This window comes from Antarctobacter heliothermus, from assembly GCF_002237555.1.
GTDB classification, from domain to species: Bacteria; Pseudomonadota; Alphaproteobacteria; order Rhodobacterales; family Rhodobacteraceae; genus Antarctobacter; species Antarctobacter heliothermus_B.
The window spans coordinates 982,262-1,006,954 of sequence record NZ_CP022540.1; the positions used below are offsets into that span (position 1 = coordinate 982,262).

24 protein-coding genes are annotated in these 24,693 nt (G+C 61.9%); 10 read left to right on the forward strand and 14 right to left on the reverse strand.

The window, feature by feature from the left end:
• Positions 1-13: 13 nt before the first annotated feature.
• Positions 14-769 (forward strand): sulfite exporter TauE/SafE family protein, encoded by a 756-nt coding sequence (locus ANTHELSMS3_RS04655; protein WP_094033861.1) that lies wholly within the window; start codon positions 14-16, stop codon positions 767-769.
• On the opposite strand, the gene ANTHELSMS3_RS04660 is transcribed toward ANTHELSMS3_RS04655, so the two are convergent.
• Genes ANTHELSMS3_RS04660 through tcuA form a run of 3 tightly spaced genes read right to left on the reverse strand, consistent with a single transcriptional unit; the run spans position 766 to position 4,320 of the window.
• The gene (locus ANTHELSMS3_RS04660) at positions 766-1,833 is read right to left on the reverse strand and encodes an isocitrate/isopropylmalate dehydrogenase family protein (protein WP_094033862.1); all 1,068 of its coding nucleotides are present in this window, start codon (positions 1,831-1,833) and stop codon (positions 766-768) included. The genes ANTHELSMS3_RS04655 and ANTHELSMS3_RS04660 overlap by 4 nt on opposite strands.
• The gene (gene tcuB, locus ANTHELSMS3_RS04665; protein WP_094033863.1) at positions 1,830-2,927 is read right to left on the reverse strand and encodes a tricarballylate utilization 4Fe-4S protein TcuB; all 1,098 of its coding nucleotides are present in this window, start codon (positions 2,925-2,927) and stop codon (positions 1,830-1,832) included. Before tcuB ends, ANTHELSMS3_RS04660 begins: the two co-directional genes overlap by 4 nt.
• The gene (gene tcuA / locus ANTHELSMS3_RS04670; RefSeq protein WP_302630582.1) at positions 2,917-4,320 is read right to left on the reverse strand and encodes an FAD-dependent tricarballylate dehydrogenase TcuA; all 1,404 of its coding nucleotides are present in this window, start codon (positions 4,318-4,320) and stop codon (positions 2,917-2,919) included. Before tcuA ends, tcuB begins: the two co-directional genes overlap by 11 nt.
• Positions 4,321-4,809: 489 nt before the next feature.
• On the opposite strand from tcuA, the gene ANTHELSMS3_RS04675 reads away from it, so the two are divergent.
• From ANTHELSMS3_RS04675 to ANTHELSMS3_RS04695, 5 genes are all read left to right on the forward strand, one after another.
• Positions 4,810-5,484 (forward strand): transporter substrate-binding domain-containing protein, encoded by a 675-nt coding sequence (locus tag ANTHELSMS3_RS04675; RefSeq protein ID WP_157733397.1) that lies wholly within the window; start codon positions 4,810-4,812, stop codon positions 5,482-5,484.
• Positions 5,485-5,609: 125 nt separating this feature from the next.
• Positions 5,610-6,536, forward strand: coding sequence for a TAXI family TRAP transporter solute-binding subunit (locus ANTHELSMS3_RS04680; protein WP_094033865.1), 927 nt, complete (start codon positions 5,610-5,612; stop codon positions 6,534-6,536).
• Positions 6,537-6,598: 62 nt separating this feature from the next.
• A complete protein-coding gene (locus tag ANTHELSMS3_RS04685; protein ID WP_094033866.1) occupies positions 6,599-8,479 on the forward strand; it encodes a TRAP transporter permease in 1,881 nt (626 codons plus the stop codon).
• A 16-nt stretch (positions 8,480-8,495) separates the two neighbouring features.
• Positions 8,496-9,083: a cupin domain-containing protein gene (locus ANTHELSMS3_RS04690; protein WP_254694846.1), complete on the forward strand. Its 588-nt coding sequence runs from the start codon at positions 8,496-8,498 to the stop codon at positions 9,081-9,083.
• Positions 9,084-9,132: 49 nt separating this feature from the next.
• Positions 9,133-9,828, forward strand: a complete 696-nt coding sequence (locus ANTHELSMS3_RS04695) for a GntR family transcriptional regulator (RefSeq protein ID WP_094033867.1) — start codon at positions 9,133-9,135, stop codon at positions 9,826-9,828.
• 5 nt (positions 9,829-9,833) lie between these two features.
• On the opposite strand, the gene ANTHELSMS3_RS04700 is transcribed toward ANTHELSMS3_RS04695, so the two are convergent.
• On the reverse strand, positions 9,834-10,856 hold the full coding sequence (locus ANTHELSMS3_RS04700; RefSeq protein ID WP_094033868.1) for a YHYH protein: 1,023 nt from the start codon (positions 10,854-10,856) through the stop codon (positions 9,834-9,836).
• Between the two features lie 60 nt (positions 10,857-10,916).
• Here ANTHELSMS3_RS04700 and ANTHELSMS3_RS04705 point away from each other — a divergent pair, with 60 nt between their 5' ends.
• Positions 10,917-11,354: a MarR family winged helix-turn-helix transcriptional regulator gene (locus tag ANTHELSMS3_RS04705; RefSeq protein ID WP_094033869.1), complete on the forward strand. Its 438-nt coding sequence runs from the start codon at positions 10,917-10,919 to the stop codon at positions 11,352-11,354.
• 3 nt (positions 11,355-11,357) lie between these two features.
• On the opposite strand, the gene ANTHELSMS3_RS04710 is transcribed toward ANTHELSMS3_RS04705, so the two are convergent.
• The 7 genes from ANTHELSMS3_RS04710 to ANTHELSMS3_RS04740 all read right to left on the reverse strand — a co-directional run bounded on the left by ANTHELSMS3_RS04710 (position 11,358) and on the right by ANTHELSMS3_RS04740 (position 17,403).
• Positions 11,358-11,876: a redoxin domain-containing protein gene (locus ANTHELSMS3_RS04710; RefSeq protein ID WP_094033870.1), complete on the reverse strand. Its 519-nt coding sequence runs from the start codon at positions 11,874-11,876 to the stop codon at positions 11,358-11,360.
• 90 nt (positions 11,877-11,966) lie between these two features.
• On the reverse strand, positions 11,967-12,833 hold the full coding sequence (locus ANTHELSMS3_RS04715) for a dioxygenase family protein (protein ID WP_094033871.1): 867 nt from the start codon (positions 12,831-12,833) through the stop codon (positions 11,967-11,969).
• A gap of 9 nt (positions 12,834-12,842) precedes the next feature.
• Complete coding sequence (locus ANTHELSMS3_RS04720; protein ID WP_094033872.1) at positions 12,843-14,147, reverse strand: TRAP transporter large permease; 1,305 nt, start codon at positions 14,145-14,147, stop codon at positions 12,843-12,845.
• Entirely contained in the window at positions 14,144-14,704 is a 561-nt protein-coding gene (locus tag ANTHELSMS3_RS04725; protein WP_217621225.1) for a TRAP transporter small permease subunit, read from the reverse strand. Before ANTHELSMS3_RS04725 ends, ANTHELSMS3_RS04720 begins: the two co-directional genes overlap by 4 nt.
• Positions 14,701-15,777 carry a C4-dicarboxylate TRAP transporter substrate-binding protein gene (locus ANTHELSMS3_RS04730; protein WP_094033873.1) on the reverse strand — a complete coding sequence of 359 codons (1,077 nt, stop codon included), beginning with the start codon at positions 15,775-15,777 and terminating at the stop codon, positions 14,701-14,703. Before ANTHELSMS3_RS04730 ends, ANTHELSMS3_RS04725 begins: the two co-directional genes overlap by 4 nt.
• A gap of 106 nt (positions 15,778-15,883) precedes the next feature.
• Positions 15,884-16,534: a malonic semialdehyde reductase gene (locus ANTHELSMS3_RS04735; RefSeq protein ID WP_094033874.1), complete on the reverse strand. Its 651-nt coding sequence runs from the start codon at positions 16,532-16,534 to the stop codon at positions 15,884-15,886.
• Positions 16,531-17,403, reverse strand: coding sequence for a fumarylacetoacetate hydrolase family protein (locus ANTHELSMS3_RS04740; protein WP_094033875.1), 873 nt, complete (start codon positions 17,401-17,403; stop codon positions 16,531-16,533). Before ANTHELSMS3_RS04740 ends, ANTHELSMS3_RS04735 begins: the two co-directional genes overlap by 4 nt.
• Positions 17,404-17,486: 83 nt before the next feature.
• Here ANTHELSMS3_RS04740 and ANTHELSMS3_RS04745 point away from each other — a divergent pair, with 83 nt between their 5' ends.
• From ANTHELSMS3_RS04745 to ANTHELSMS3_RS04755, 3 genes are read left to right on the forward strand one after another with little or no spacing between them, the layout of a single operon-like run.
• Positions 17,487-17,873, forward strand: coding sequence for a YciI family protein (locus ANTHELSMS3_RS04745; RefSeq protein WP_094036931.1), 387 nt, complete (start codon positions 17,487-17,489; stop codon positions 17,871-17,873).
• Between the two features lie 54 nt (positions 17,874-17,927).
• On the forward strand, positions 17,928-19,229 hold the full coding sequence (locus ANTHELSMS3_RS04750) for a malonyl-CoA decarboxylase (protein ID WP_094033876.1): 1,302 nt from the start codon (positions 17,928-17,930) through the stop codon (positions 19,227-19,229).
• Positions 19,230-19,238: 9 nt separating this feature from the next.
• Positions 19,239-20,747 carry a malonate--CoA ligase gene (locus ANTHELSMS3_RS04755; protein ID WP_094033877.1) on the forward strand — a complete coding sequence of 503 codons (1,509 nt, stop codon included), beginning with the start codon at positions 19,239-19,241 and terminating at the stop codon, positions 20,745-20,747.
• 93 nt (positions 20,748-20,840) lie between these two features.
• Here the strand turns inward: ANTHELSMS3_RS04755 and ANTHELSMS3_RS04760 are convergent, their stop codons facing one another.
• Genes ANTHELSMS3_RS04760 through ANTHELSMS3_RS04770 form a run of 3 tightly spaced genes read right to left on the reverse strand, consistent with a single transcriptional unit; the run spans position 20,841 to position 24,621 of the window.
• Positions 20,841-22,382 carry a heme biosynthesis protein HemY gene (locus ANTHELSMS3_RS04760; protein WP_094033878.1) on the reverse strand — a complete coding sequence of 514 codons (1,542 nt, stop codon included), beginning with the start codon at positions 22,380-22,382 and terminating at the stop codon, positions 20,841-20,843.
• 11 nt (positions 22,383-22,393) lie between these two features.
• Positions 22,394-23,842 (reverse strand): COG4223 family protein, encoded by a 1,449-nt coding sequence (locus ANTHELSMS3_RS04765; protein ID WP_094033879.1) that lies wholly within the window; start codon positions 23,840-23,842, stop codon positions 22,394-22,396.
• Between the two features lie 47 nt (positions 23,843-23,889).
• The gene (locus ANTHELSMS3_RS04770; protein WP_094033880.1) at positions 23,890-24,621 is read right to left on the reverse strand and encodes a uroporphyrinogen-III synthase; all 732 of its coding nucleotides are present in this window, start codon (positions 24,619-24,621) and stop codon (positions 23,890-23,892) included.
• Positions 24,622-24,693 lie beyond the last annotated feature (72 nt).

Genomic DNA, 24,693 nt, shown 5'->3' on the forward strand with positions numbered 1-24,693 from the left:
GAGCAAGCCCCGGATGATCCCCCCTGTATTGCTGCCCGACGGAATGACCGAGATTGTCTTTGCCGTTCTCGTTGTCACCAGTTTTGCGGCCTCTTTCATCACCGCTGCCTTTAGCATCGGCGGTGGCAGCATACTGCTGGCTGTCATGGCCTCACTTGTGCCACCCGCCGCCCTGATCCCGACCCATGGCGTGATCCAGATCGGGTCGAATTTTGGACGGGCGTTGCTGTCATTTCCGCATATCTTCTGGCCTGCCCTGCCGGCCTTTGCTTTTGGCTCTGTCATCGGTGTCGCGGTGGGCGGCACCATCGTGGTCAGCCTGCCGCCTGCATGGGTCCAAATCGGTGTCGGCGGTTTTGTAATCTGGAGCGTTTTTGCAAAGCCCCCCAAAGGACTGCGCGACTGGCCGCTACTGGTGGGTGTACTGTCAAGTTTTCTCACTATGTTTTTTGGCGCGACCGGCTTGTTCGTTGCCACTTTTACCAAGTCGCACAAACTGCCGCGCCATTCCCACGTCGCCACCCACGCCGCGCTGATGACTGTTCAGCACGGTGTCAAAACCATCGCCTTTGGCCTTTTGGGGTTTGTCTTTGCGCAATGGTGGGCTTTTATCGTCGCTATGATCTGCGCCGGCTTTGGCGGCACGCTTGCGGGCAAACTGATGCTCAACCGGATCGATGATCGCTGGTTTCGGCAAGCCTTGGACGTCTTTCTGATCCTGTTGTCGCTGCGGCTGATCTACGGCGGCTTGCGCGACATTTTGGGTTAATCCGACCCAAGCGCCTGTATCACCCTATCGGTCATGGCACGCGTCGTGCCCGTCCCCCCAATGTCGGGCGTGCGCGCCGCGGGATCGGCCAGCGCCACGGCTAGCGCCGCATCGGTCGCCGCGCCTGCGCGGGCAAAGCTGTCTGCACCACCGCGCCCTGCCAGCCAGTGCAACAACATCGCGACCGATGCGATGAGAGAGCCGGGATTGGCAGCGCCAGTTCCGGCAATATCGGGTGCTGACCCATGTTGCGCCTGCGCCATGGCGCGCGTCTCACCCGCATTTAGTGACCCGCCCAGCCCAAGGCTGCCCGCCAGTTCCGATGCAAGATCGGACAGGATGTCGCCAAACATGTTGGTTGTCACGATCACATCGAACCGCTCTGGCGCACGCACCAGATGCGCCGCCGCCGCATCGACCAGCATTTCGTCCACCGTGATCTCTGGATGGTCGGCTGCAACCTTGCGCACCTCGTCCAGAAACAACCCGTCCGACAGACGAAGCACATTGGCCTTGTGCACCACCGTCACCCGACGCGCAGGCCGCGTTTCGGCAAGGGCAAAGGCGCTTTGTGCGATCCGCCTGCTGGCTTTTGCGGTGATCTTGCGAATGGCCAACGCCATGCCCGGTTCTGGCAGAAACTCGCCCGACCCTTCGGCCATGTTCCGGTCGGCGTAGAACCCTTCGGTGTTCTCACGCACGACAACCAGATCAACAGGTGCCCGTCCACCAAGACCCTCAGGTGTGCGCGCAGGCCGGATGTTGGCATACAGATCCAGCCGCTTGCGCAAGACACCCGACGGGTTCAACCCACCTTCGGACACTGGCGGATAAGCGTTGTGTGACACCGGTCCAAGGATCACACCATCCGCCTCCAGCGCCCGGGCGATCACCGCATCGGGAATGGTGGTGCCATGTGCGGCAAGCGCTGGAAATCCTATCTCTGCGCGCTCGACGATCAATCCCAGATTGAACCGCGCATCCAGCACCGCAAGCACATCACAGGTTGCGGCGACGATCTCAGGCCCGATGCCGTCACCCTCCAAGACAAGAAGCCGGGTCATCTGGCGCGTTCCTGCGCATCCGCCACCAGCGCAGCCATCCGGTAGAAACCGTGGGCCATCTTGGAATAGGGGGTGAGCAGGAAAAATGTGAGCACAGACCCTAGGTGCAGCGCCAAAAGGCCGCCCACCAACGCCGTTCCCGTCGCGGCATACAGCGCAAGACCGCTCAGCCCAACAAAGGACAGCAGCAGGACAAAGGCCATTTCGCCCCCCCAATAATCCTTGGCCCCCAGGTCCGGATCAGCCTTGAGTTTCAGCATGGCCAACCCGACGCCACCCAGAACCAAAAGGATGCCCCCCGGAACGCCCAACAGTTTGGGCAGCGAAATCAGCCCGTAGGGGGCCTGAATATCAAAGATATAGTGAAGGATCGTGCCCACGGAGGTAGAGGCGAAACACAGGACAAATCCCCATAGCACCGCCTGATGCGCATGGCGGCGTGCCTGCGAATAGCGGTCATCCTTTTCAAAGTTACATCCAGCACCGCCGCCCGCCAGATTGCGCATCTTTGCCGCCCCGGCAAAAGCATCAACCAAATGCGCCCAGCGGACCGGCCCCGCCCCGACCTCACGCCAATAGCGGCGTAGCGACACGGCAATGGCCCCAAGCGGCAACACAAACGCAGGCAGGAAAATCGCCACCATAGCTGTATGGCCGAGATAGGCATAAAACCCCTCGCCGCCGCCGGGCAGCGCCGCAACCAACCAAAAGAAAAACGCGAACCCCACGACCAGAGCCGCCACTAGCGCCATGCCCGACCGTTGGAACACCCGCGCAAGGCCACCCGGCCACGCCATGCGATCCCAGCTGTCGACCCGTGCCACCGCCAGCGCCTTGGGCAGGTTCAGCGCGAATTCATGCGGCTCGGTATATTGGCAAGCGTAATAGCAACCCCGGCAGTTGTGGCACAGGTTTGCAAGCTGGGTAATGTCACCGCTTGCGAACACCTTTTGTCGGGTGATCGCCGGAAACACCTGACAATAGCCCTCGCAATAGCGGCAGGCATTGCAGATCTCGATCTGGCGGCGCGCTTCTTCGGTCGGGTCATCGCTCAACGCGCCCGGATCGGTTTGTAGCGAAACATCAAGCGACATGGTTTGCGGCTCCCTTGCCTGCGATACGGCCGAACACCGTGCCAATGGTCATCCCGAAGCCGGCCAGATAGCCCTGCCCCAGAATGGACCCGGCCATCATTTCGCCCGCACTCCAGATATTGTCATATAGCCCGTCCGGGCCTGTCACCCGCGCCTGATCGTCCACCTTCAATCCCAGATAGGTGAAGGTCACGCCGGGGCGCAGCGAATAGCCATAAAACGGCGGCTCGACGATGGGTCGTGCCCAGTTTGTCTTGGCGGGTGTGATGCCCTGTGTCGCCAACCCGTCCAGTTCCTGCGGCTTGAACGGGCCGTCGGTGCAGGCGGCATTGAACGCCTCGACCGTGTCGCGCACTGCAGCCGCAGGCAGACCCAGCTTTTCTGCCAGTTCTTCAAGAGTATTGCCGCTCAGCGGCGGGTAGACAGATGGCATGAACAGGTTGATCGCCCGCGCATCAATGATGGAATAGGCAACCTGTTCTGGCTGCGCGGCCACCAGACGCCCCCAGATTGCGTAACGTTTGGGCCAGACATCCTCACCCTCGTCATAGAACCGGGCACCGTCCTTGTTCACCACAACCGAAAACGGCACACAGTCCAACCGGGTCACGATCCCGCCATCGAACTTGGGCGCCCGCCCGTCGATTGCAACCGCATGGCACTGAGTTGGATCGCCCACCGTCTGCGCGCCCTGATCCAGCATATCCTTTAGCACAACGCCACGATTGTAAGGGGTTCCGCGAATAAGGAAGTTGCGCGCGGCTTCGCCCCATGCGCGTGCCAACCAGTCGATATCTGACTGGAAACCGCCCGAGGCAAGCACCACTGCTTTGCCCGAGATATCGGCCTGAACGCCGCCCTGTTCGACCGCGACATGGGTAAACGCCGCGCCTTCGACGCCGACATGAGTCACTTGCGCGTCGTAAAGAACGGTGATGCCCAGATCCTCGGCCGTGTTGTAGTAGGCGTTCACCAGCGCCTTGCCACCGCCAAGAAAGAACGCGTTTGTCCGGTCCAGCGACAGCGTGCCGGACAAGGATTTCTGGAACTGCACCCCGTGCGCCTGCATCCACGGCAGACAGGCCTCTGACGTGCGGATCGCAAGTCGCGCCAGATGCTCGTCTGTCTGGCCCTTGGTGACACGCAAAAGGTCGTCAAAAAATTCGTCTTCGTCGTAGGTTTCAACCAACGGGCCTAGTGGTCCGTGATGCATACAGCGAAAGTTGCGGGTGTGGCGTGAGTTGCCGCCGCGATACGCTTTGGGCGCCCCCTCCAGCACGATCACCCGTGCGCCAGTTTCTGCCGCCGTGATTGCGGCGCACAGTCCGGCATTGCCGCCACCCACCACGACGATGTCCCATTTGGTCTGTGCTGCGGCGTCCAGATTGGTCAAGACGCATCCTCCCTTTCGTATTCACCCGGCTTGCCCCGGCGGGTCAGCAAACGTTGCCGCGCACAACGCGCCGATGGCGCAATGCCACGCACCACACCGGCCCCGCAGCCGAATGCATGCCGATGCCTTTGTCGCAAAGCCATTTGATCGGCGGGCTCAGCTTCAGTCATCCGGACGCCCCACACCAAATCGCCTGATCGGGTGTCAGCGGACAGGTTCATACAGGCCCCCGTGCCCGGTCGGGCGACCGACCTTCCGGTGAATCCACCAGTTGATTTTGCGGCTGCTATCATCATGCATGCAGAAGTATACAACAGGATGCAGGTGGTCAATCACCCGATTTTGCAAACCTCGCGCACTGCCTCGGGTCGCCATCAGCGGACAGTATACAGGCCCCGCTTTGTGGCACCGACGGCTTGCCCCGCTCCGTCTTCGGTGTTGAGAGTGGCAAGACAGCGCCGACCAATCGCAAGCCAGACGAGGATTCTCATGCGCAAGCAACTGCAGGCCATTGCACCCGGACCATCGCTTCGGGCAGCTATCAATCTTGGCAACCGGGCGCTGGCGCGGAACGACAACGGCGAGCTTCGGGGAATAACGCCTGCGCTTTCCAGACGACTGGCAAAGGAGATCGGCAAGCCGGTTGAGTTTGTCCTATACGATGGGGCGGGAAAGACGTTCAACGATGCGGGCAAGGGCCTTTGGGATGTCGGCTTTCTGGCGATCGATCCCGCGCGGGCCAAGGCAGTTTCATTCACCCGCGCCTACACCGAGATCATCGCGACCTACGCAGTGCGCGACAACAGTCCCGTCACCTCTGTAGATCAGGCAGACAGGCCCGGCACCAAAATCGTTGTCGGGAACGGGTCCGCCTATGACCTCTTCCTGACGGAGGCCCTGCACCACGCTGAATTGGTGCGCGCATCGGACCCCGGCGCGTCGTTTGACCTATTTAGAGGCGGCGTTGGGGACGTTGTTGCTGGCGTGTTGCAAAGCCTGCAACGCAATTTCCCCCAAGGGTCCGGCGTGCGTATTCTTCCCGGCAAGATCACTTCGGTGCGGCAGGCGATGGTTTTGCCGTACCACGATGCGGACCGGACTGCGGCGCTTGATGCCTTCGTTGAGCGGGCCATTGCAAGTGGATTTGTTGAAGCGAACATCTGATCCGGACTTTGGTCCCGGAGCGGCGCTTTCAGGATCGGGCAAACCATACGGCCACATTAAAATCGATATTTTTTATTGAGTGAAGCAAAATATCGCTGTTATTGTCATGATAGGGAGGAACTATCATGCGACATTTTATCAAGACGCTTACGGCCGGGGCTGCGTTTGCGGCCATGTCCCTTGCGGCTTCCGCAGAGGAATACCGGATCGGCACGGCCAGCGTCGGCGGCGCCTTCTTTCCGGTCGGGCAGAGCATCTCGAACCTAGTGAACAAATATGCCGGGGGCGGCATGACCATGGTTCCCATCGTTACGCAGGGGTCCGTTCAAAACCCGCGTCTTGTGGCCATGGGAGAGGTCGAACTGGGTATCACCAATGCCAACCTTGCCGCTGATGCGGTGGCCGGGCGTGGTGCCTATGACGGCAACGCGCTGGACATCAAAGCACTTGGCCCGCTGCACCCCAGCGTGCTGCACATGGTCGTGGCCGATAGTTCCGATATCCAGAGCTTTGCCGACCTCAAGGGCAAGCGTATTGCCGTTGGCCCTGCGGGCGGCGGCACCATGGGTTTTCTCAATAATATGCTGCCGGTCTATGGCCTGACGCTGGATGATATCACGCCCAGCTTTCTCAGCTATGGCGACGGATTCAGCCAGTTGTCGGATGGAAATGTTGATGCCGCGCTGGCGCTGTCAGGGTATCCTGCCGCCGCCGTCATGCAGGCCGCCGCCTCTGGCAAGCTGCGCATGATCACCATGGACCCCGACAAGCTGGCGCAGATCCTTGAGGAAAACCCGGCCTACAGCACCTATGACATCGCGCCTGATGTCTACGGCATGGAGACCACCGCCACCGTGCTGGGTGTGACCAACATGCTGATCGTGCCCGCTAGCATGGATGTGGACGTCGCATCGGCCATCGTGGCCGCGATCTACGACCACCTTGATGAGTTCGCTGCCGAAAACGCCAACGCACGTCAGATCGACAAGGCACGCGCGGCAAGTCTGTCTATTGAACTGCATGAGGGCGCCGCCGCCTATTTTGCGCAGTAACGCGTCGCGCGGGGCTATCGTGGCCCCGCCCCCATTCAGACAATCAGTAAAAGGAGCGCGCCATGTTCGGCCTGCGCGAGACCCTCACGCCTGCAAAACTGCTGGCCGTCGTGGCCTTTGTCTTTGGCGCATATCACCTGCTGATCGTTTCCGGCGTGATCGCCATGTCGACGATGGAGATGCGGCTGACACACCTGATGTTGGCGCTGACCCTGCTTTTCGCCCGCAAACCCGCGGCACCGGGGCTGGAACACAACCGGATTGCGCGGGCACTGGATATGGCTCTCATCGCTGCCGCACTCATTGCCAGCGGCTGGCTGTTGTCACGGTGGAAGCCGATCGCCTTCAGCGGCGGCATGACCATCGAACAGGATTATTGGGCGGGCATCGTCATCGTCGCACTGGTGTTCGAGGCCGCGCGGCGGGGCATCGGTCTGATCCTTGCGCTGATCACCTTGGTGTTTTTCCTCTACCCATTTGTCAGCCCATGGCTGCCCGGAATCCTGAACGGGCGCGGATATGGATTGGAACGGGTTGTGACCTTTCTGACCACCGACACCCAAGGCATTTATGGTATCCCTATCGGTGTTGCGGCGACCTATATCATCACCTTCACCATCTTCGGCTCTTTGCTGTCGCGCCTCGGCGCAGGGGACTTCTTTTTTGAGATTTCGTTCCGCCTGACACGCGGCATGCGCGCGGCATCGGCCAAATCGGCGGTGCTGTTTTCCTCGCTGATCGGCATGGTGTCAGGGTCTGCGGCAGGCAATGTCGCCGTGACCGGAACCCTGACCATTCCGCTGATGAAACGTGAGGGATACGCCCCACATCAGGCCGCAGCGGTTGAGGCTGTCGCCTCGACCGGCGGGCAGATCATGCCCCCTGTCATGGGGGCCGCCGCCTTTATCATGGCCGAGGTGGTGGGCGTCTCTTACACCGAAATCATGGCCACCGGCCTGCTGCCGGCGCTGCTGTTTTTTGGCACCGCCTTTGTCGTGGTCCACTTGCGCGCCGTGCGCAGCGGGATCGAGCCTGTGACCACCCCATCCAAAGACCCCCGCACCACGGCCCGCGTCCTTTGGGACGGCATGCCATTCATCGCCGCCTTTGCGTTGCTCTTGGGTCTGATGTTGTTGGGATATTCACCATTCAAGGCGTCCCTTTGGGCGATGGGGGCAATGATCGTCGCCACTGTTATCTGGAACCGCCGCATTGACCGTGACCTGCTGACCCGCATCGCCGGTGCTGTGACAGAGGGCGCGTCGAACGTCGTCACCATCTCTGCTGCCTGTGCGGCGGCGGGGATCATTGCAGGCATTCTTGGCCTGACCGGGTTGGGGTCCAAGATCGCGGTGCTGATCGACCTCGGGTCCGGCGGCAGCCTGCTGATCGCGCTAGTGCTGACGATGATCGTATCGATCATCCTTGGCATGGGTCTGCCCACCACCGCCGCCTATCTGATCCTTGCCACCGTGGTGGCGCCCGCTCTGGTCAAGATGGGGGTGCCGGTGCTGACCGCGCATTTCTTTGTCTTCTACTTCGGCTGTATCTCAACCATCACGCCCCCCGTGGCGCTTGCCGCCTATGTGGCTGGGGGGATCGCGGGGGCGGATATCAACAAATCCGGCTGGACCGCCGCCGCCTATGCCGCGCCCAGCTTTCTGCTGCCCTTTGCCTTTTGCTTTGGCCCCGGCCTGCTGTTGCAGGGCACACTGGGTCAGAACCTGACCGCCGTTGTCACCGGCGCGTTGGGGGTGACGGCGCTGGCCATCGCCGTGATCGGCGTGTTCCACCGGCCGCTCTCTCTTTTGGGCCGGGTCGTCGCCGCGCTGGCGGGGGTTCTCCTCCTGTTTCAGGACCTCACCAGCGCGGCGATTGGCATTGCCCTGATGGCCGCCCTCTGGGCCCTGACCGAATTCCGCGCGCGCAAGCACGCCACCTGACCTGAAAGGATACCCCATGAAAGAGTTCCGCCGCGTCGTCACCGGACACGATTCCACTGGTCGCGCAATCATCGAAAGCGACCAGACCGCCGCGCAGTTCCTTGAACGGCCAAACCGCCCAGGTGTGCGCCTGACCAACTTCTGGATCTCGGACGGCACGCCCGCCGAATACGACGGCGCGACCGAAACCTGCACTGGCGATTTCACCCTGCACCCGCCCGCCAATGGAAGCGTGTTCCGCTGTGTCGAGTTTCAGCCCGAAGACCCCGAGGTCATGGCCAAATTGGACGGCGCAACCGCCTTTGCCGAAATGGGTGCGGCGGCCAACATCGTCGAAGGCGCGCGCCACCCGTTCATGCATCGCACCGACAGCGTCGACTACGCGCTGGTCCTCACCGGTGAAATCTGGATGCTGATGGACGACCCCGAAGACGATGTCCTGCTAAAGGCGGGCGATGTCTGCATCCAGCGCGGCACCAATCATGCGTGGTCCAACAAGGGAACCGAAACCTGCATCATCATGTTTGTCCTGAATGATGGCGTCACCACCCGCGACGCGAGAGGTGACGCGCGACGTGGCATCCCTAACCGTCAGCAGACATGACGCGCGCAAGGCGCTTTGCCTTTTCACAGTCCGGGGCTAAGACAAGCGCATGAATGCCAACAGCCCCGCCCCTGCGTCATCGCCCGTGACCCCGCCTGTCGTGTCCGCCACGCAAAGCACCTATCAGGCAATCCGGCAGATGATCATCACCGGTGACCTCGCCCCCGGCGAAAAGCTGAAGATCGAGCATCTCAAGGACCGACTACAAACCGGCGCCTCGCCGATCCGCGAGGCGCTGACGCTGCTGGTCTCCGACCAGTTGGTTGAACGGCTGGACCAGCGCGGCTTTCGCGCCGCGCCGGTCAGTCAGGATAACTTTGCCGAAATCCTCAAGCTGCGCTGCGCGCTAGAAGACATGGCCCTGCGCGATTCACTTGCCGCCGCTGACGACACATGGGAAGAGGCACTGGTGCTGGCCCATCACCGCATGGCGCGGGTTGATACGGGCGACATCGCCACCTTTGAAGAACGGCACAAGACGTTTCACGTTGCTCTGCTGGCGAATTGCGGCTCACCTATTTTGTTGCGCTATTGCAGTCAGTTGTACGATCTGAACGTGCGTTATCGCTATCTGGCCGGACGGTCGCAGAACTATGGCACACGCGACGTTCCGCGCGAACATCGCGAAATCCTTGAGGCGGCAGTGGCGCGGGATGTCGATCTGGCCTCACAACGGCTGCTCAGCCACTACCAGCAAACCGGCACCTTCCTGCGCGAACGGCCGGAGGTGCCAGTAGAGGGCTGATCGCCTTAGTCTGCCGGCGGTGGTGGCGCGCCTGCGCCTGCCGGTGGCGGTCCTCGGCGCGCCATAGCGGACGCGTCACAGACGCCGGTTCCGTTTTCCAGCGTGCAGCCGACTTCGGCCACATGGCAGCCAAGAATGGCGTTGCTGCCCGGCGCGCCCGCGAAATAGCGATAGCCTGCGCCCTCGACCATCAGGCCGTTGCAGGCATCCAACTGGTCAACAAGGTCGTCACGGTGCGCCATGATCGGAAAGCCGTCCATCGCGATGCCGATCTGTTTGTCCGTCTCCGCAACCTCTGTCGTGGTGGCGGGCGCGTTTTGCAGACAATCCGTCACGGCGTGGTAGTGATATCCGACATGGGTGTTCACATGGCCGCCGCAATCGTCGAAGGGCGCGATGGTATAGGCACCCAGGATCGCATCCACCGGCGCAGGGCCGTCCAGACGTACCCCGTTATAGGCAAGGCCTGATCCCGCCCGGTTGGTGGGGGAAGGTGCATCCGTCATCTGCGGGTGCAGCGGGATGACATAGGTCAGTGATGCCTCTTCCGGCACATATTCCGGCAGACACTGGACACAGTAGTTCTGATAGGCGGGGTCCACATCCGGGCGGGCGGCAGCCTCGCAAGCCTCCAGCGTGCCAGTATAGCGGACCGCGCCGGTGTCTGGATCGAACAACTGCCAATTGGTGTCTCCGTAGATCTCAGACAGACGGGTGATGAATGCCCCGTCGACGTCTTCGATCTCGCCATCCAGGAACCAGATGCCGCCGCTCTCTGCGGTATCGGTGATAGAGGTTGGGCACCATGGACCGGGTGTATAGGCTTTGGGGTCCGGTTTAACCGTGATCGAGAAACAGGTGGTTTCTGTTCCCCCGGACAGGGTGCAATCCACAATTGACGGTCCTGAGACAATGTTTGCATCGGCAAAGAAAGCTTCGATGTGGTGAAGTTCGCCGTCATGTGCCAACGCAGGCAGCGTCACCAAGGCAATGGACATCGTTCCGGCAAAGCGGTGAAATCGGTACATTCGTACAAAGCTCCTTCGATTCTGTTGTCAGAATTAACTTAGCATACTAATTATATCCTCATGACCGAACGTCGACCTCTTTTTCATCTTTTGCTGCATTCCGCCGACCTGCTGGAAGCAGAACTGACCCGCAGGCTGAAACCGCTTGGCCTTGGTCCCCGACAGGCGCGACTGATCGACGGTCTGGCCCACATGGGAGAGGTGTCTCAGGCGCACTTGGCGCGGGCCTTCAAGGTGACGCAGGCCAGCATGAGCACCATGACAAGCCGGTTGATCGCGGGCGGCTATATCGCGCGGCGGCCCGATCCCCAGGACACACGCGGCAATCTGTTGTCCCTGACAGACAAGGGACGCGGGCTATTGGCAGAGATCGACGCGGTCTGGACCTCGATGGACGCCTATGGCGCCAAGGCGCTGGGCGTCAACCGGTTCAAGGCACTGGCACAAGAGGCCGGGGCGCTGCGCGATGCGCTTGGCGGCACGCGCCCCGGCGAATAGTATTCAGGCCGTTCCGCGCACCGGGCGATCCTTGTCGATATTAAAAATCATGCCGTCCAGCAGTTCCTCCAGATCCGGCCGCGCGGCGGGACCGTTGGAAATATCAACCAGCATCAGCGTCCCGTCGGGCCGCAGGGCAAAGGCACCCGGTTCGGCAAAGATCGCGTCGGTCTCTGCCTCGGACAGCGGTTCCGAGACGTAGAGGCCAAGCGCGCGCATCTGCGGCTCTGTCAGGCCATAGCACAGGTCAAAATTCCAACCGAACTCTGCCTTGTCCGCCAGCGCCTTGTCCTCGGGGTCGGCGGAAACAACGACCACGTCCATCTTGGCCGTCCAGTTCGACAGGGTGGTGTTCAGCTTGGACAGGAACCGTTTGCAGCGCGGGCAGTGCTTTCCGCGATAGACAAACAGCATGGTCCAGCGGTCCTTGGGCGCACCGACGGCAATGGCGCGATCCTCACCCGCCACGGCAAGCTGCATTTCGTCGACTTTTTGGCCGACGCGGGGTTTAGGCGATGTCATGGCATGTCCTTTTGATGTGGTCGCGCGCACATGAACAGAGCACCGCCCCCTTGCCAAGACCGGGGCAAGGCTAGGGCGGTCACGAAATGCTCAGCGGCGGAGCAGTTTGAAATCGAAATTCACCTTGGACCACGCGCCGTCCACCTTGCCGGACAGATCAAACCCCTCAGGGAAGGTGCCCGCAGGTTGTGGCTCATAGGACATCACCAGATCGCGGCGCACGCCGAACACGGTGTCCTGATCCAGATAGGGATCATCCTCGGGGAAGACCTCTGTCACCAGTTCGCGGCAGCCATCCGCGGTGATGATGAAATGCAAGTGTGAGGGTCGCCACGGGTGCCGCCCGGCGGCGTTCAGGATCTGCCCCACAGGTCCATCCGTCGGCACGGTATACTCCACCGGGCGCACAGTGGTGAAGGCATAGCGCCCCTCTTCGTCCGCCGTCATCAGCCCGTGAAAGGACATGATGTCCTGATCCGGATCTTGGCTGGAATACAGCCCGTTAGGCGCGGTCTGCCAGATGTCCAGCTTTGCGCCGGGGATCGGGTTGCCGTCCAGATCGCGCACCTGGCCCTGAACCAGCAGCACCTCGCCCTCGAAGTCGCCCTTCAGGTCAGCGCCCATGGCAATCGGCGGCGCGTCAGAGACATGGAACGGCCCCAGCACGCTGGAACTGGTGGCGCCGGGGTGCGAATTGACCATGTCCACCAGCGAAGACAGGCCCAGCACGTCCGACATCAGCACAAACTCATTGCGCTCAGGCGTTGTGATCTCTGCCGCCCATTCCATCGCCTTCAGCCCAGCGCGCCATTCATCATGGGTCAGGCCAACCTCTTTGGTGAAAGCATGCAGGTGACGCGCCAGCGCGCCCATCACCTCTTTGAACCGCGGATCTGTGTCGGGGCCGAAATAGCCGGTGAAAACCTCGGTGATATTGTCGGGCGTCACGTCACGCATGGCAGCCTCCTACAGCAAAGCAAGGGAAAGTGAGGGGAAGGCGATCAGAACCACAAGGACCACCAGCATCACCGCTGCAAAGGGCAGCGCCCCAAGGAACACGTCCTTCAGCGTGATGCGCGGGTCATTCAGCGTCGCCTTGATGACGAAACAGGATATCCCCAAGGGCGGTGTCAGCAGGCCGATTTCGGCCCCGATCACGGTGATGATGCCGAACCAGACAAGGCTGAGACCCATCGGCTCGATCAACGGCAAAAACAGCGGCACAACGATCAGGATGATCGACGCGGTGTCCAGAATGGTCCCAAGGAAAAGCATCAGGATGACATAGAAGATCATGATGACGACAAAGCTGAACTCATTGCTGGCAAGGATGGCTTCCAGTTCGCGGGGCAGGCCCGCAAGACCCAGCATCCGGCTATAGATCGATGCGGCGGTGATCAGGAACAGGATCGCGGCGGTGATGTGCCCTGTCTCGATCAGCGTATCCCACAGCCCGCGCCACGTCATCGACCGACGCGCCACGGCAATCAGCAGGCCAAGTGCTGCGCCCGCCGCCCCGGCCTCGACCGGGGTGGTCCAGCCAAGGTAGATACCGCCGATCACGGTCACGATCAGGCCCAGCATCGGCAGGGTCTTGCGGGCAATCTCGCCCCAGCCCATCGGTACGTAATCCTCGGCCGGGCGGCCACCGACAAAGCCGGGAGTAAACCGCCCCATGACCCAGATCGCGCCGATATAGGCCCCGGCCAGCATCAGGCCGGGGATCACGCCCGCGATGAACATTTCACCCACCGATTGTTCGGCGACGAAGGAATAGATGATCAGCATGGCGCTGGGAGGGATGATCATGCCCAGCACCGACGAGCCGGCCACAACCCCGACGGCAAAGCGCGGGTTATAGTCGTATTTCAGCATTTCGGGCACCGCGACCTTTGAAAAGACCGAGGCCGAGGCAATGGAACTGCCGGTCACGGCAGCAAAAGCGGCATTCGCACCGACGGTGGCCATGCCGATGCCCCCCAGCACACGGCGGAAGGCCGCGCTCATGACCGCGTATATGTCGCTGCCCAAGCCCGCCTTGGAGACCACCAACCCCATGAAGCTGAACAGCGGAATGGTGGCAAACGGGTATTCCATCGCGCTTTCGCTGATCGCGATTTTCAGCAAGTTCAGCGCGAGAGTGAAGTTATCGCGCATCAGCCAGATCGACACAAAGGACACGGCCGTCAACGCGATGGGAATGTACACGCCCAGATAGATCAGGGCCACAATGGCCGCGACCGAGATGGCGCCAATTTCGATGGGACTCATTGGGTGCTCGCGCTCCCCGGTTTGAGGACTTTCAGCGCAAAGACCGTGGCGCAGAGGATGGCACTTGCCAGCACCGTCAGCTTGATCGGCCACCAAGGCGCTGTAAAGACACCCGGAATGCCGAAGTAGTCTTGGCTTTCCCACATCTCGAAGAACAGCGGAAAGGAGGCGACGGCGATCATGGTCATGACGACAAAACTCAGCAGGTCGATGGCCCGACGCAGCATGTCCGCGACACGCGGCGCGCGTGTTTCCAGTAGGACCAAAAACCCGTCCGACCGCGTCAGCCGCCCGGCGCGGATCACATCGGGCAGTTGAAGGAACACGATCAGCACCATGGCGAACTGCACCAGTTCGATCGTGCCGTGTAGCGGACGATTGGCAAGGGTGCGCGCCAGCATGTCGTAGTTCACCACGATCACGAGGGCGAGCACCATCAACGTTCCGGTTGCGTTGGCCCCCAGTGCGACGCCGTGCACCAATCGGGACACCGCACCGTGCAGCCGCCGGTAGCCTTTTGCTACCGGCGAACCGCTTTGGGCATTGGGTGCCGTCACTTGGGCAGCCCGGCCGTCCAGTCGCGCAACGCGTTGCCATCACTGACCTTGGCCAGATAGGCGCGCAGCATGTCCGATCCCGGCTTGCCGTCATCGTCCAGACCCATGGCCCATTCGGCAGCAATATCGGGCATCGAACCAACCCATGCGGCGCGCTGCTCATCGCTCATCGGAACGATGGTGCCGCCCCCGGCGACATAGGCATCGCGGGCCTCGGCCGCGCGTTCCATCGCCAGGTCGGCAAGGTGATCGCGGTAGGCTACGGCCACCTCTGTGATGGCGGTCTGTACTTCCTCTGGCAGGCCACCCCAGAAATCGGCGTTCGCGGTCACAGTCTTGGTGTTCACTGCGCCCAAATCCGCCTCTAGCATGTAGGGGCCGACCTCGGAGATCTTGAAGGTCGCTGCCGCCTCTGGCCAGAGCATGGAACTGTCCACCAGTCCTGTCTGCATCATGTTGTAGAAATCGGTCAGGCCTCCGCGCACACCCGCCGCGCCCTCGATCCCCTCAACGTACCGCAGGTTCATGCCCGCGCCGGCGATCTTGGTGCCTTCAAGATCGGCAAGGGATTCCACCTTGTCCCGCGAAAACAACTGGTAGGTGTCCAGCACCACACCGGTGGTCAGATAGACTTGGTTCTGGGCGGCGAACTCTTCTTGCATGGTCGGAAATTCCCGGGCGATCTCATCCACCGCTTTGGCCACCACCCGCGCGTCGGACGACACAAACGGCGTCACCGCCGCAATCGCCTGACTGGGCAGCTTGGAGCTGTGGAAAATCGTGGTGACGATGCCGATATCGCCAAGACCCAGTTGCAGACCCTCCAGCACGCCGCGCGGCTTGACCACTGTGCCGCCATAGCTTTCACGCCAGTCGATGGTGTAGGCACCGGTTTCGGCCAGTCGTTTATCGACCTCGGGGATAAAGAAGTTGGTGAACTCCTGGACCCACATCGAGCGCGCCGGATAGCCGTCGATCACGTTGATGGTGATGCTTTCCTGAGCCCAGACAGGCGCGGCCGTGGTCAACAAAACCGCCAACGTCGCGGTCAGCCCCTTAGAAACAAAAGTCATGGTGTTCCTCCCTTGGAATGCGCCGCGTAGGCGCGGTCTGCCGGCCCGATTGATCGGATCTCGACGTTTCTATTGGCAGTGGCGCGGCTCCTCCTCCGCGCGACTGTCAGATCACTGAACTCACGTCATCGAACGAGAAACGCGGTAATTTTCCGAACAGCGCGCTTTCATCCGCGTAGCCGAGATTGCACAGAAAGTTGGATTTCCAGCCACTCTCGGCAAAAAACTCCTGATCGACGATGGCATTGGAAAAACCAGACATGGCCCCCACGTCCAGACCAAGCGCCCGCGCTGCGATCATGAAATAGGCCCCCTGCAAGGTCGAATTGCGCAGTGCCGTCACTTCGCAATGCTCTGGCTTGTCACGGAACAGCGGTCGGCGGTCCTCATGCGGAAAGGTTTCCGGCAGACGGGTCCAGAACATCGGGTCATAGGCAATGATCGCCGTCACCGGGGCGGCCATCATCTTGGCAATGTTCTTTTCCTTCAGGGACTTCGCCAGTCGCTCCTTGGCCGCGTGGCTGCGGACATAGATGAACCGCGCGGGCAAGGTGTTCATGCTGGTTGGCCCGGCAATCATGATCTCATGGATCTCACGCAACAGCGCATCGGGAACTGGTTTGTCCGTCCAGGCATAGTGCGACCGCGCATCGCGCAGGATCAGATCGATCGAGGCATCGTCCAGCCGTCCCTTGCGCGTGCGCAGGTCACGCACGGCTGCCTGCGCCTCGGCGCGTGGATCGACGACCTCACTCATTCCGCCGCCTTTGCCAGATCGGCCTCATCCATAATCGGGCTGGCGCAGATGCCGATGCCCTCAATCTCGATCTCGACCACCTCACCCGGGCGCAGCCAGCGCGGATCGGGTTTCTTGGCATGGCCAACACCCGGAGGCGTGCCCAGCGCGATCAGGTCGCCCGGCTCCAGCGTGGTGAATTCGGACATGATGGCGATGGTCTGCGCCGCACCCCAGATCATGTTTCCGGTGTTCGAGCTTTGCAGGATCTCATCCCCCACCCGGCTTTCGATCTTCAGACCCTTGGCACCCTCTGGCAAATCGTCGGGCGTGACGACAAACGGCCCGATGGCACCGGTCTGGTCAAAGTTCTTGCCCGGCGTCCACTGGTGCGTCTTGCGCTGGAAATCGCGCACCGACCCGTCGTTGAACACCGTATAGCCAAAGACGTGGTCCAGCGCGTCCGCCTCAGAGATGTGACGCCCGCCCTTGCCGACAACGATCATCAGCTCTGCCTCATAGTCCAGCTTGTCAGAGCAGGTCGGCCGCACCAGCGGCGCGCCCGCCGCCATGATGGATTGGCGCGTGCGCATGAAAATCGCCGGATAATCCGGGATGTCATAGCCGCCTTCTTTGATGTGTTCGATATAGTTCAGGCCAAGACACAGGATTTTGCCCGGTGCGTTGACGGGCAATTCAGGTGTGATCTCTGCCACGGCAACGCCAGCACCCTCAACCGCGGCGGCCTGCGCCATCAACTCAGGCGAGGCGATCAGCGCCGACAGGTCCGCCCCGATCTGTGGCAGCGCGGCGGTCAGGTTCACCGCCTGCGCCCCGTCGACCCTGTAGACCGCAGCGGCCCCGTCATAAGTCCCCACCAGCAGTTTCATGGCTTCTCCTCTCAGAATTTCCTTTCTTTTGGCGATATAAAATGTGTATGTCAATAAATATCGATATTTTGGAGGGGGACAAAATGCCGGACTGGACCACCTACCGCGACACCGCCCGCGCAAGGGGTGCATTGGGGCTGGAGCTATATGCGGTCATGACGGTGCCTGCCACGGACGGGCCAGATCTGGGCTCGGTGCTGCCCGATCACCTGACGTATCAGCGCGCGCTAGAATCGCAGGGCAGTCTTGTCCTTGCCGGGCCGCTTTCGGATGACACCGGCACCCAGATCGAGGGCGCGGGCCTGATCATCTACCGCGCTGACACGCTGGACGCTGCACGCGCGCTGGCCGATGCCGACCCAATGCACAGTACAGGCGCGCGTACCTACACCCTGCGTCGCTGGCTGGTGAATGAGGGCTCACTGACCGTGACAGTCGGGCTGTCGACTGCGAAAGTAACGCTGGCCTGAGCAAGGGGCCCAATCGTTCCGGGCCAGACAAACCCTGAAAGAGCCGAGATACAGATGATTCAGTCGAGCTATCTGATCGACCTTCTGTCGACCATCACGCAACGCAACCGATCAGGCGCACGTCTTGATGACAAACGGTCAGCACGCGCACTGTGTGACCTGCTGCTGACCGATCTGGGGGACGTGTCGTTCAGCAAGGTGTCCCGCGCGCTACTGGCGAAATACCGCGAGATGAGCGGGGCAGACAAACGCGTCTTTTTTGACATGCTTGCGCATGATTTCGACATCGATGCCGAAACTCTGGCCCAGCTTGCCACCAACTACGCCAATTCGCGCGATCCGAAAACGCTGGCGGCGCTGACCGCCTGTGCCGAACCACCCCGGCAGGAATTGCTACGCCGCCTGAACCGGGTCGCCGGGGCCACGGCTGACCTTGTGGCGATGCGCTGTGATCTGTTGGCGATGATTAAGGATGCGCCGCATCTGGCCGTCATTGATCAGGATTTCCTGCATCTCTTCCGGTCTTGGTTCAATCAGGGCTTTCTGGTGCTGCGTCGGATCAATTGGGACAGCCCCGCCAGCATCCTTGAAAAGATCATCGAATATGAGGCGGTACATGCCATCGACAGTTGGGATGACCTGCGCCGCCGCCTGTTGCCCGACGACCGCCGCTGTTACGCCTATTTTCACCCCGCCATGCCGGATGAGCCGCTGATTTTTGTCGAGGTCGCCCTGACCGATGGCATCGCCAACAACATTCAGGCCGTGCTGGCAGAGGACCGCCCCGCCCTCGCCCCGGAAAAGATCAACACCGCCGTGTTCTATTCCATTTCCAACTGCCAAAAAGGGCTTCGCGGGATTTCCTTTGGCAATTCGCTGATCAAACAGGTGGTCGAGGATCTGAAAACCGCCCTGCCCCAGTTGACCACCTTTGTCACCCTGTCACCCATCCCTGGGTTTCGTCGCTGGGCGGAACAGGTGTTGCCCACCCTTTCAGAGGCAGAGTCGGCCAAACTGGCGCAGGCCATGGCAGAGGCCGAAGACGGCAAAGCCGATGATACCCTGCGCGGCTACGTCGCCCGTTATCTGATTTCCGAGAAACACAAGCGCGGCGGCCCGCTGGACCCGGTGGCGCGCTTTCACCTCGGCAATGGCGCGTTGATCCATGACATCCACATCGGCGCGGATCGCTCAACCAACGGGCTACGGCAGTCTTGCGGCGCGATGGTCAACTACCTCTACGACCTCGCCCAGATCGACCCCAACATAGAGCGGCACTCGGCCTCCGGCACCGTGGCCCATACCCGCCCGCTGGCGACCCTGTTGAAATCCCACGCCGCCAAAACACAAAGCTGAAAGACCGCGATGACCAATCACCTTTTCGACCCGCTGTTCGGCTGTCACGCTGGCAACACCGCCCCCTTTCTGCACCTGCCCGGGGGCCAGAGCCTCAGCTATGACGACATGCTGACCGCCTCTGCGCGGATGGCAAATGTCTTTGCCGATCTCGGCCTGCAAAAGGGCGACCGCGTCGCCGTTCAGGTGCAAAAATCCGCCCCCGCGCTGGCGGTCTACGCCGCCTGCCTGCGCGCCGGTCTGGTGCTGTTGCCGCTGAACACCGCCTACACTGCCGCCGAACTGGACTACTTTCTGAATGACGCGGAACCCGGCCTTGTGGTCTGTGATCCCGCGCGGGCAGAGTCGATCACTCCGCTTTTGCCCAAGGGGGCCAGCCTGTTGACGATGGATACTGAAGGTGGGGGCACCCTGACCGACCGCGCCACAGCAGCCGCACCCGATCAGCCCCCCCTGCCCTGTGGCCCCGATGATCTGGCCGCGATCCTCTATACCTCTGGGACCACGGGCCGGTCCAAGGGCGCGATGCTGACCCACGACAACCTGTTGTCCAACGCCCACGCGTTGGTCGACCTTTGGCGCTTTACGGACAAGGACGTGCTACTGCACGCGCTGCCGATCTTTCACACCCACGGGCTGTTTGTGGCGATCAATGTCTCTGCCTTGTCAGGGGCTGCGATGCTGTTCCATCCCGGCTTTCAGCTGGACGCGGTTCTGGCGGACTTGCCCCGCGCCACGGTGCTGATGGGGGTGCCGACCTTTTACACCCGGCTGCTAGGCGACGCCCGGTTCACCGGCGATCTGGTCGGGCACATGCGGCTGTTCGTCTCCGGTTCTGCCCCGCTGCTGGCCGAAACCCATGAGCAGTTCGAAACTCGCACCGGCCACCGCATCCTTGAACGCTATGGTATGACCGAAACCAATATGAACGTCTCCAACCCCTATGACGCTGAACGTCGCGCCGGGACCGTCGGGTTTCCGCTGCCGGGGGTCGAATTGCGCATCACCAATCCGCAGACCGGAGAGATCCTGCCCGACGGTGAGATCGGCATGATAGAGGTGCGCGGGCCGAACGTATTCAAAGGCTACTGGCGGATGCCGGAAAAGACGGCAGAGGAATTGCGCGACACTGGCTTCTTCATCACCGGCGACCTCGGCCAGATCGACAAGGACGGCTATGTCGCTATCGTTGGTCGGCAAAAGGACCTGATCATCTCGGGCGGCTACAACATTTATCCCAAAGAGATTGAGGTGCTGCTGGACGCCCTGCCAGGCGTCGCGGAATCCGCTGTTGTCGGTGTGCCGGATGCGGATTTCGGCGAGGCGGTGATTGCCGCCATAGTCCCCTCACCCGGTACCACCCCCGACCCCGACGCGCTGCTAGAGGCCCTGCGCCCGCAACTAGCCCGGTTCAAACACCCTCGCGCCATCCACCTGCTGAAGGAACTGCCGCGCAACACCATGGGCAAGGTCCAGAAAAACCTGCTGCGCGACCAATTCTCCGCGCAGATAGCCTGAACGGTCCAATTCTCAGGGCCACTCCGGCACACCGGGCCCTTCGTCCACCGTGGGCCCCGTGTCCACGAACGCGGGGCCGCGTGGGAAAAGACGCTACTTTGCGTCTTCTTTTACAGGGGTTTCGGCCTCGATCACTTCGGCATCTTCCGGCTCGGACACTGGCGGCTTGGCCGCTGTCGGGGCGGCGGTTGCGGGCATGTCGGGACCGACGTCGATCACCTCGGGGGTGTCTCCGACCTCGTCAGACTTGTCCTCCAGCGCGCTGCCGATGATCAGCGGCAGCATGTTGGCCCCTGCGGGCAGCACCACTTCGGATTGCGGCGGTGTGGTCCAGCTGAGCGTGTCAAAGGCCGAGCAGTTGGAACAGATCGGTGCCCAGTCCGCGTGGATGGCGTTACACTTGTCACAGACCCATTGCGGACCGCGCGACGCGGTCAATGCCTTGGCCAGCCAGCCGCGGATCACCGCGTCCTTGGCGCCTTCGCCCTTTTCGATGGCTGCCATGATCGCCAGCACGCGGGCGTCCGCGTCCTTTTCGACCAGATCGCCCAGCGCGCGACGCGCCTCGGGGAAATTCTCAGCGGTCAGGTTCAGTTCGGCCTTGAGCAGTTTGGTCTCACGGTGGTCGGGCTGAATTCGGGTGAGCTGGACAAACCGCTGAACCCGCTCGTCCGGGGTCTCATTCGGTTCGATCGCGGCAAAGGCGGCGGCAAGGTCGGGATGAGGATGCGATTCCCAGGCCTTTTTGATCACCTTCATCGCGTTACGCTTGCGCCCCTGATCGATATAGGCGCGCGCGGCCAATGCCGCAGCGGGGATCAGATCGGGAGAGGCGCGGTTGGCCTCGATCGCGGCCTCGGCGGCCTTACCGCTGGCCTCCGGATCGTCGATCTCTGTCGCCGAAGACAGCGCCAGAACAGCATCGCGGCGGCGATAGACATCGCGCGGCAGCGCGCCGTGTTTCAGCTTGGCCGCCAAAGTTTTACGCGCGCCGGACCAGTCGTGCTTTTCCGCCTGCAACTGCAACAACGTGTCCTGCACTTCGGTGTGTTTGGGCTTGATGGCAAAGGCGCGTTCGGCCAATTGCAGCGCCGTATCGGTGTCGCCGCTGGCCAGCTTTTGCTTCATGATGCCGCGAATGCCGACAAACCGCGTGCTGTCATTTTTCAGCAGGCGTTTGTAGACCTCTTCGGCCTTGCGGTTGTCGCCGACCATTTCCGCCGCCTGCGCGGTGATCAGATCGGTCAACTCTGGCTTGTGCAGGTATTTTTCCGCCTTGGTGGCCTTGGCAATCGCCAGACGCCCCTCACCGGAAGACAGTGCCATCATGCCCTCGGACAAGGCCTGAAAGCCTTTGCGCTCCCGGTTGCGGTCGAAATAGCGGCTGAGTGCGGTGTCATCGCCGTTAATGAACTTCAGTGTGGCGATCACCAGTCCGAACAGCTTGAAGAACAGCCAGACGACAAAGACAAGGACAACGGCAGCTATCACCGATTGCAGCGGGCCAAGGGTGAATTCCATCCCCGCGACGGTGACCTGAATCCCCCCCGAGCTTTCCAGCAGATAGCCAGCGCCAAGGGCCAGGGCCGCGACCAGCGCGACGAACACAACGATCTTGATTAGTGACCAAAGCATGGTTCCGACCCTTATTCCTGGTTCAGTGTCTGGGTGAGATCGGCAGTGGCGGCGAGGGCATCGCGCCGCAACCGGGCCATCGCCACCCAGTCCGACATTTCATTCTGTGCCGCCTCCGGCAGCATCTCGACCTCGGTCAAGACAGTATTCAGATCGCCATTGCGCAGCGCCGCTTCGGCGCGCGATAGGACCGCATCGGGATCGCTGCCTTCGCGGGGCGTGACAGAGCGCGCGCCAAGCTGGTTGCGCAGAAAGCCCCCGACACCCCCCGCATCCGGGGCGTCGACAGCGTTGGCGCGGGCCACTGCCAGTGCGTCACGCGCCGCGTCGGGAAAGCTGGAAATCAGGGCAGACGCCGTGGGCAGGCCGTCCTGTGCTCCCTCAACCAGTGGTCCCGGCACGTCCACGCCATTTGCCGTCAACACAGCCAGCGGTTCGGCATAGGGCTGACCGTCACGGGCGCGGGTGGTGAGATCGGCAAGAGCGACGCGGCTGGCGGCAAGGGTGGCGCGAGTTTCGGCGCTTTGCTCGGACGCGCGGGCGCGTTCTGCCATTGCCTCGATTTCCTTGCGTGCCGCCTCCATCGTGGCCAGTTGATCGGCCTGCGCGGCGGCGATGGCGGCCTTTTGGGCTGCAACATCAGCCTTGAGCGTCTCCAGCTCGCGTTCATAGGCTGCAACGGTGTCCGGCGACACGGCATCGACCAGCGGTTGTTTCTCGATCGACGTTAGCCGGATGTCCAAAGCCGTAGCCTTGTCGCTGAGGCCGGTCAGCTTGGTGTCCAGCGCCGCAAGCGACGTCTGAAGCTCGCCAAGCCCACCCTCCAGCGCGGTGACAGAGGTGCCAAGCGGGGCAAGGTCGATCTTGCCCAGTGCCTCATCCGTGGTTGTCGCCCGATTGGTCAGCGTTTCGATCTGCTCGCCCTGCGACAGCAACGCAGCGCGGGTTTCCGAGACAAAGGGATCCTCGATCTCATCTGCGCCGCCCATGAAGGGCAGATCAGGATAGCTGCCCGCGACAAAGCCCAGCCCGGCGGCGACGACACCGCCCAGCACCATCGGCATGAAACCGCCTTTGCGGTCTACCACCGTTTCCCGGACCACCTGCGGCGCGGCAGCGGCCATCATCGGGTCGGTGTCAATCTCGGGCGCGGCGGCATCGGCCACCAACGTGTCCTCATAGGGGGCCGCATCCAGAAAGTCGTCCCCGATACTTACGGGATCGCTGTCTGCCGGGTCGCCGGTTTCCAACATCGGTTCCGCGACGGTGTCGTCGCCATCCTGTGCCCGAAAGGTATCTTCAACAACATCCGTCGGCGCATCCGTCAGGCTGTCGTTGCCGTCGACACCTGGCAGGGAGTCCGTTGTTTCCGGCGCGTCAGGTGTCAGCGCATCCGCCTCAGGCGGGCTGTCTTTTGCCGCACCCTTGTCGGCGGGCTTATCCTTGATCGACTTCGCCACTTGATCAGTTCCCCTCGCATACCAACGGTCCACATAGGTCGACCGGCTTAAAAATCACCTGCCTCTGCCCGTTTGAGGAGGTCCAGGACGACTTCTCTCATTGCCACCGACTCGGGCCGCGCAGCCACTTTCAGGTCCTGTTTATGCAGCGACCCGAGCGCGTTGACCACAGCTTCGCTCATGGCCGCGACAAGAAGAGGCGCTTGTGCGCGTTCCTGCGCCAGCAATTCAGCCGTTCGCGGGGAAAAGACCGGCACAATCACGGGGGCCGGTCCCATCAGCGCGGCGCGCGCCTCTGCGGACAGGGGCTGTGCCGGTTGGTCGTAGATCACGTCAGACTCGCAGGTCAGGCCAGCCATGGTCAGGCGTGCCGCCACATCGCCGCGTGTGTGCCGCCCGTGCAGATGCAACAACGGCACGGCCGGGCTGTGGGCGATCAGCCAGTTGATCAGGTCATCCGCCGCGCCGCCTGCGCTATGGGCACGCATCCCCGCCGCCTCGGACGCCCGCGCAGTGGTATCTCCAACGGTATAAACGGGCAGATCGCGCCGACCGCCCTGCGCCAACCAAACCGCGACCCCATTGGCAGAGGTAAAGATCAGTCCGCCTGCCGCCGAGGCATCCGGCAGCGATCCCGTCGCCTCAATCCGGAAAAGCGGCGAGATCACGGTGTCAAACCGCAGCCCAAAGTCCCCGCATTGTTCCGCAAACCGGGCCGAGGCTGCCTCTGGCCGGGTCAGGAGGAGAATGGGCAGCGGTCTGTTCAACGGTCCGGGCATCGGGCCTCCGGGATTGTGGCGCGCGCCGGGTGGTGCTACCTGCAGGCGCCATGCAACGCAACGGGAACCGCC

Excerpts from the sequence above, each read along its gene's own strand:
- ANTHELSMS3_RS04655 (WP_094033861.1), top strand. The coding sequence starts at position 14 with ATGATCCCCCCTGTATTGCTGCCCGACGGAATGACCGAGATTGTCTTT.
- ANTHELSMS3_RS04660 (WP_094033862.1), bottom strand. The coding sequence starts at position 1,833 with ATGACCCGGCTTCTTGTCTTGGAGGGTGACGGCATCGGGCCTGAGATC.
- tcuB (WP_094033863.1), bottom strand. The coding sequence starts at position 2,927 with ATGTCGCTTGATGTTTCGCTACAAACCGATCCGGGCGCGTTGAGCGAT.
- ANTHELSMS3_RS04675 (WP_157733397.1), top strand. The coding sequence starts at position 4,810 with ATGCGCAAGCAACTGCAGGCCATTGCACCCGGACCATCGCTTCGGGCA.
- ANTHELSMS3_RS04680 (WP_094033865.1), top strand. The coding sequence starts at position 5,610 with ATGCGACATTTTATCAAGACGCTTACGGCCGGGGCTGCGTTTGCGGCC.
- ANTHELSMS3_RS04685 (WP_094033866.1), top strand. The coding sequence starts at position 6,599 with ATGTTCGGCCTGCGCGAGACCCTCACGCCTGCAAAACTGCTGGCCGTC.
- ANTHELSMS3_RS04690 (WP_254694846.1), top strand. The coding sequence starts at position 8,496 with ATGAAAGAGTTCCGCCGCGTCGTCACCGGACACGATTCCACTGGTCGC.
- ANTHELSMS3_RS04695 (WP_094033867.1), top strand. The coding sequence starts at position 9,133 with ATGAATGCCAACAGCCCCGCCCCTGCGTCATCGCCCGTGACCCCGCCT.
- ANTHELSMS3_RS04700 (WP_094033868.1), bottom strand. The coding sequence starts at position 10,856 with ATGTACCGATTTCACCGCTTTGCCGGAACGATGTCCATTGCCTTGGTG.
- ANTHELSMS3_RS04705 (WP_094033869.1), top strand. The coding sequence starts at position 10,917 with ATGACCGAACGTCGACCTCTTTTTCATCTTTTGCTGCATTCCGCCGAC.
- ANTHELSMS3_RS04710 (WP_094033870.1), bottom strand. The coding sequence starts at position 11,876 with ATGACATCGCCTAAACCCCGCGTCGGCCAAAAAGTCGACGAAATGCAG.
- ANTHELSMS3_RS04715 (WP_094033871.1), bottom strand. The coding sequence starts at position 12,833 with ATGCGTGACGTGACGCCCGACAATATCACCGAGGTTTTCACCGGCTAT.
- ANTHELSMS3_RS04720 (WP_094033872.1), bottom strand. The coding sequence starts at position 14,147 with ATGAGTCCCATCGAAATTGGCGCCATCTCGGTCGCGGCCATTGTGGCC.
- ANTHELSMS3_RS04730 (WP_094033873.1), bottom strand. The coding sequence starts at position 15,777 with ATGACTTTTGTTTCTAAGGGGCTGACCGCGACGTTGGCGGTTTTGTTG.
- ANTHELSMS3_RS04735 (WP_094033874.1), bottom strand. The coding sequence starts at position 16,534 with ATGAGTGAGGTCGTCGATCCACGCGCCGAGGCGCAGGCAGCCGTGCGT.
- ANTHELSMS3_RS04740 (WP_094033875.1), bottom strand. The coding sequence starts at position 17,403 with ATGAAACTGCTGGTGGGGACTTATGACGGGGCCGCTGCGGTCTACAGG.
- ANTHELSMS3_RS04745 (WP_094036931.1), top strand. The coding sequence starts at position 17,487 with ATGCCGGACTGGACCACCTACCGCGACACCGCCCGCGCAAGGGGTGCA.
- ANTHELSMS3_RS04750 (WP_094033876.1), top strand. The coding sequence starts at position 17,928 with ATGATTCAGTCGAGCTATCTGATCGACCTTCTGTCGACCATCACGCAA.
- ANTHELSMS3_RS04755 (WP_094033877.1), top strand. The coding sequence starts at position 19,239 with ATGACCAATCACCTTTTCGACCCGCTGTTCGGCTGTCACGCTGGCAAC.
- ANTHELSMS3_RS04760 (WP_094033878.1), bottom strand. The coding sequence starts at position 22,382 with ATGCTTTGGTCACTAATCAAGATCGTTGTGTTCGTCGCGCTGGTCGCG.
- ANTHELSMS3_RS04770 (WP_094033880.1), bottom strand. The coding sequence starts at position 24,621 with ATGCCCGGACCGTTGAACAGACCGCTGCCCATTCTCCTCCTGACCCGG.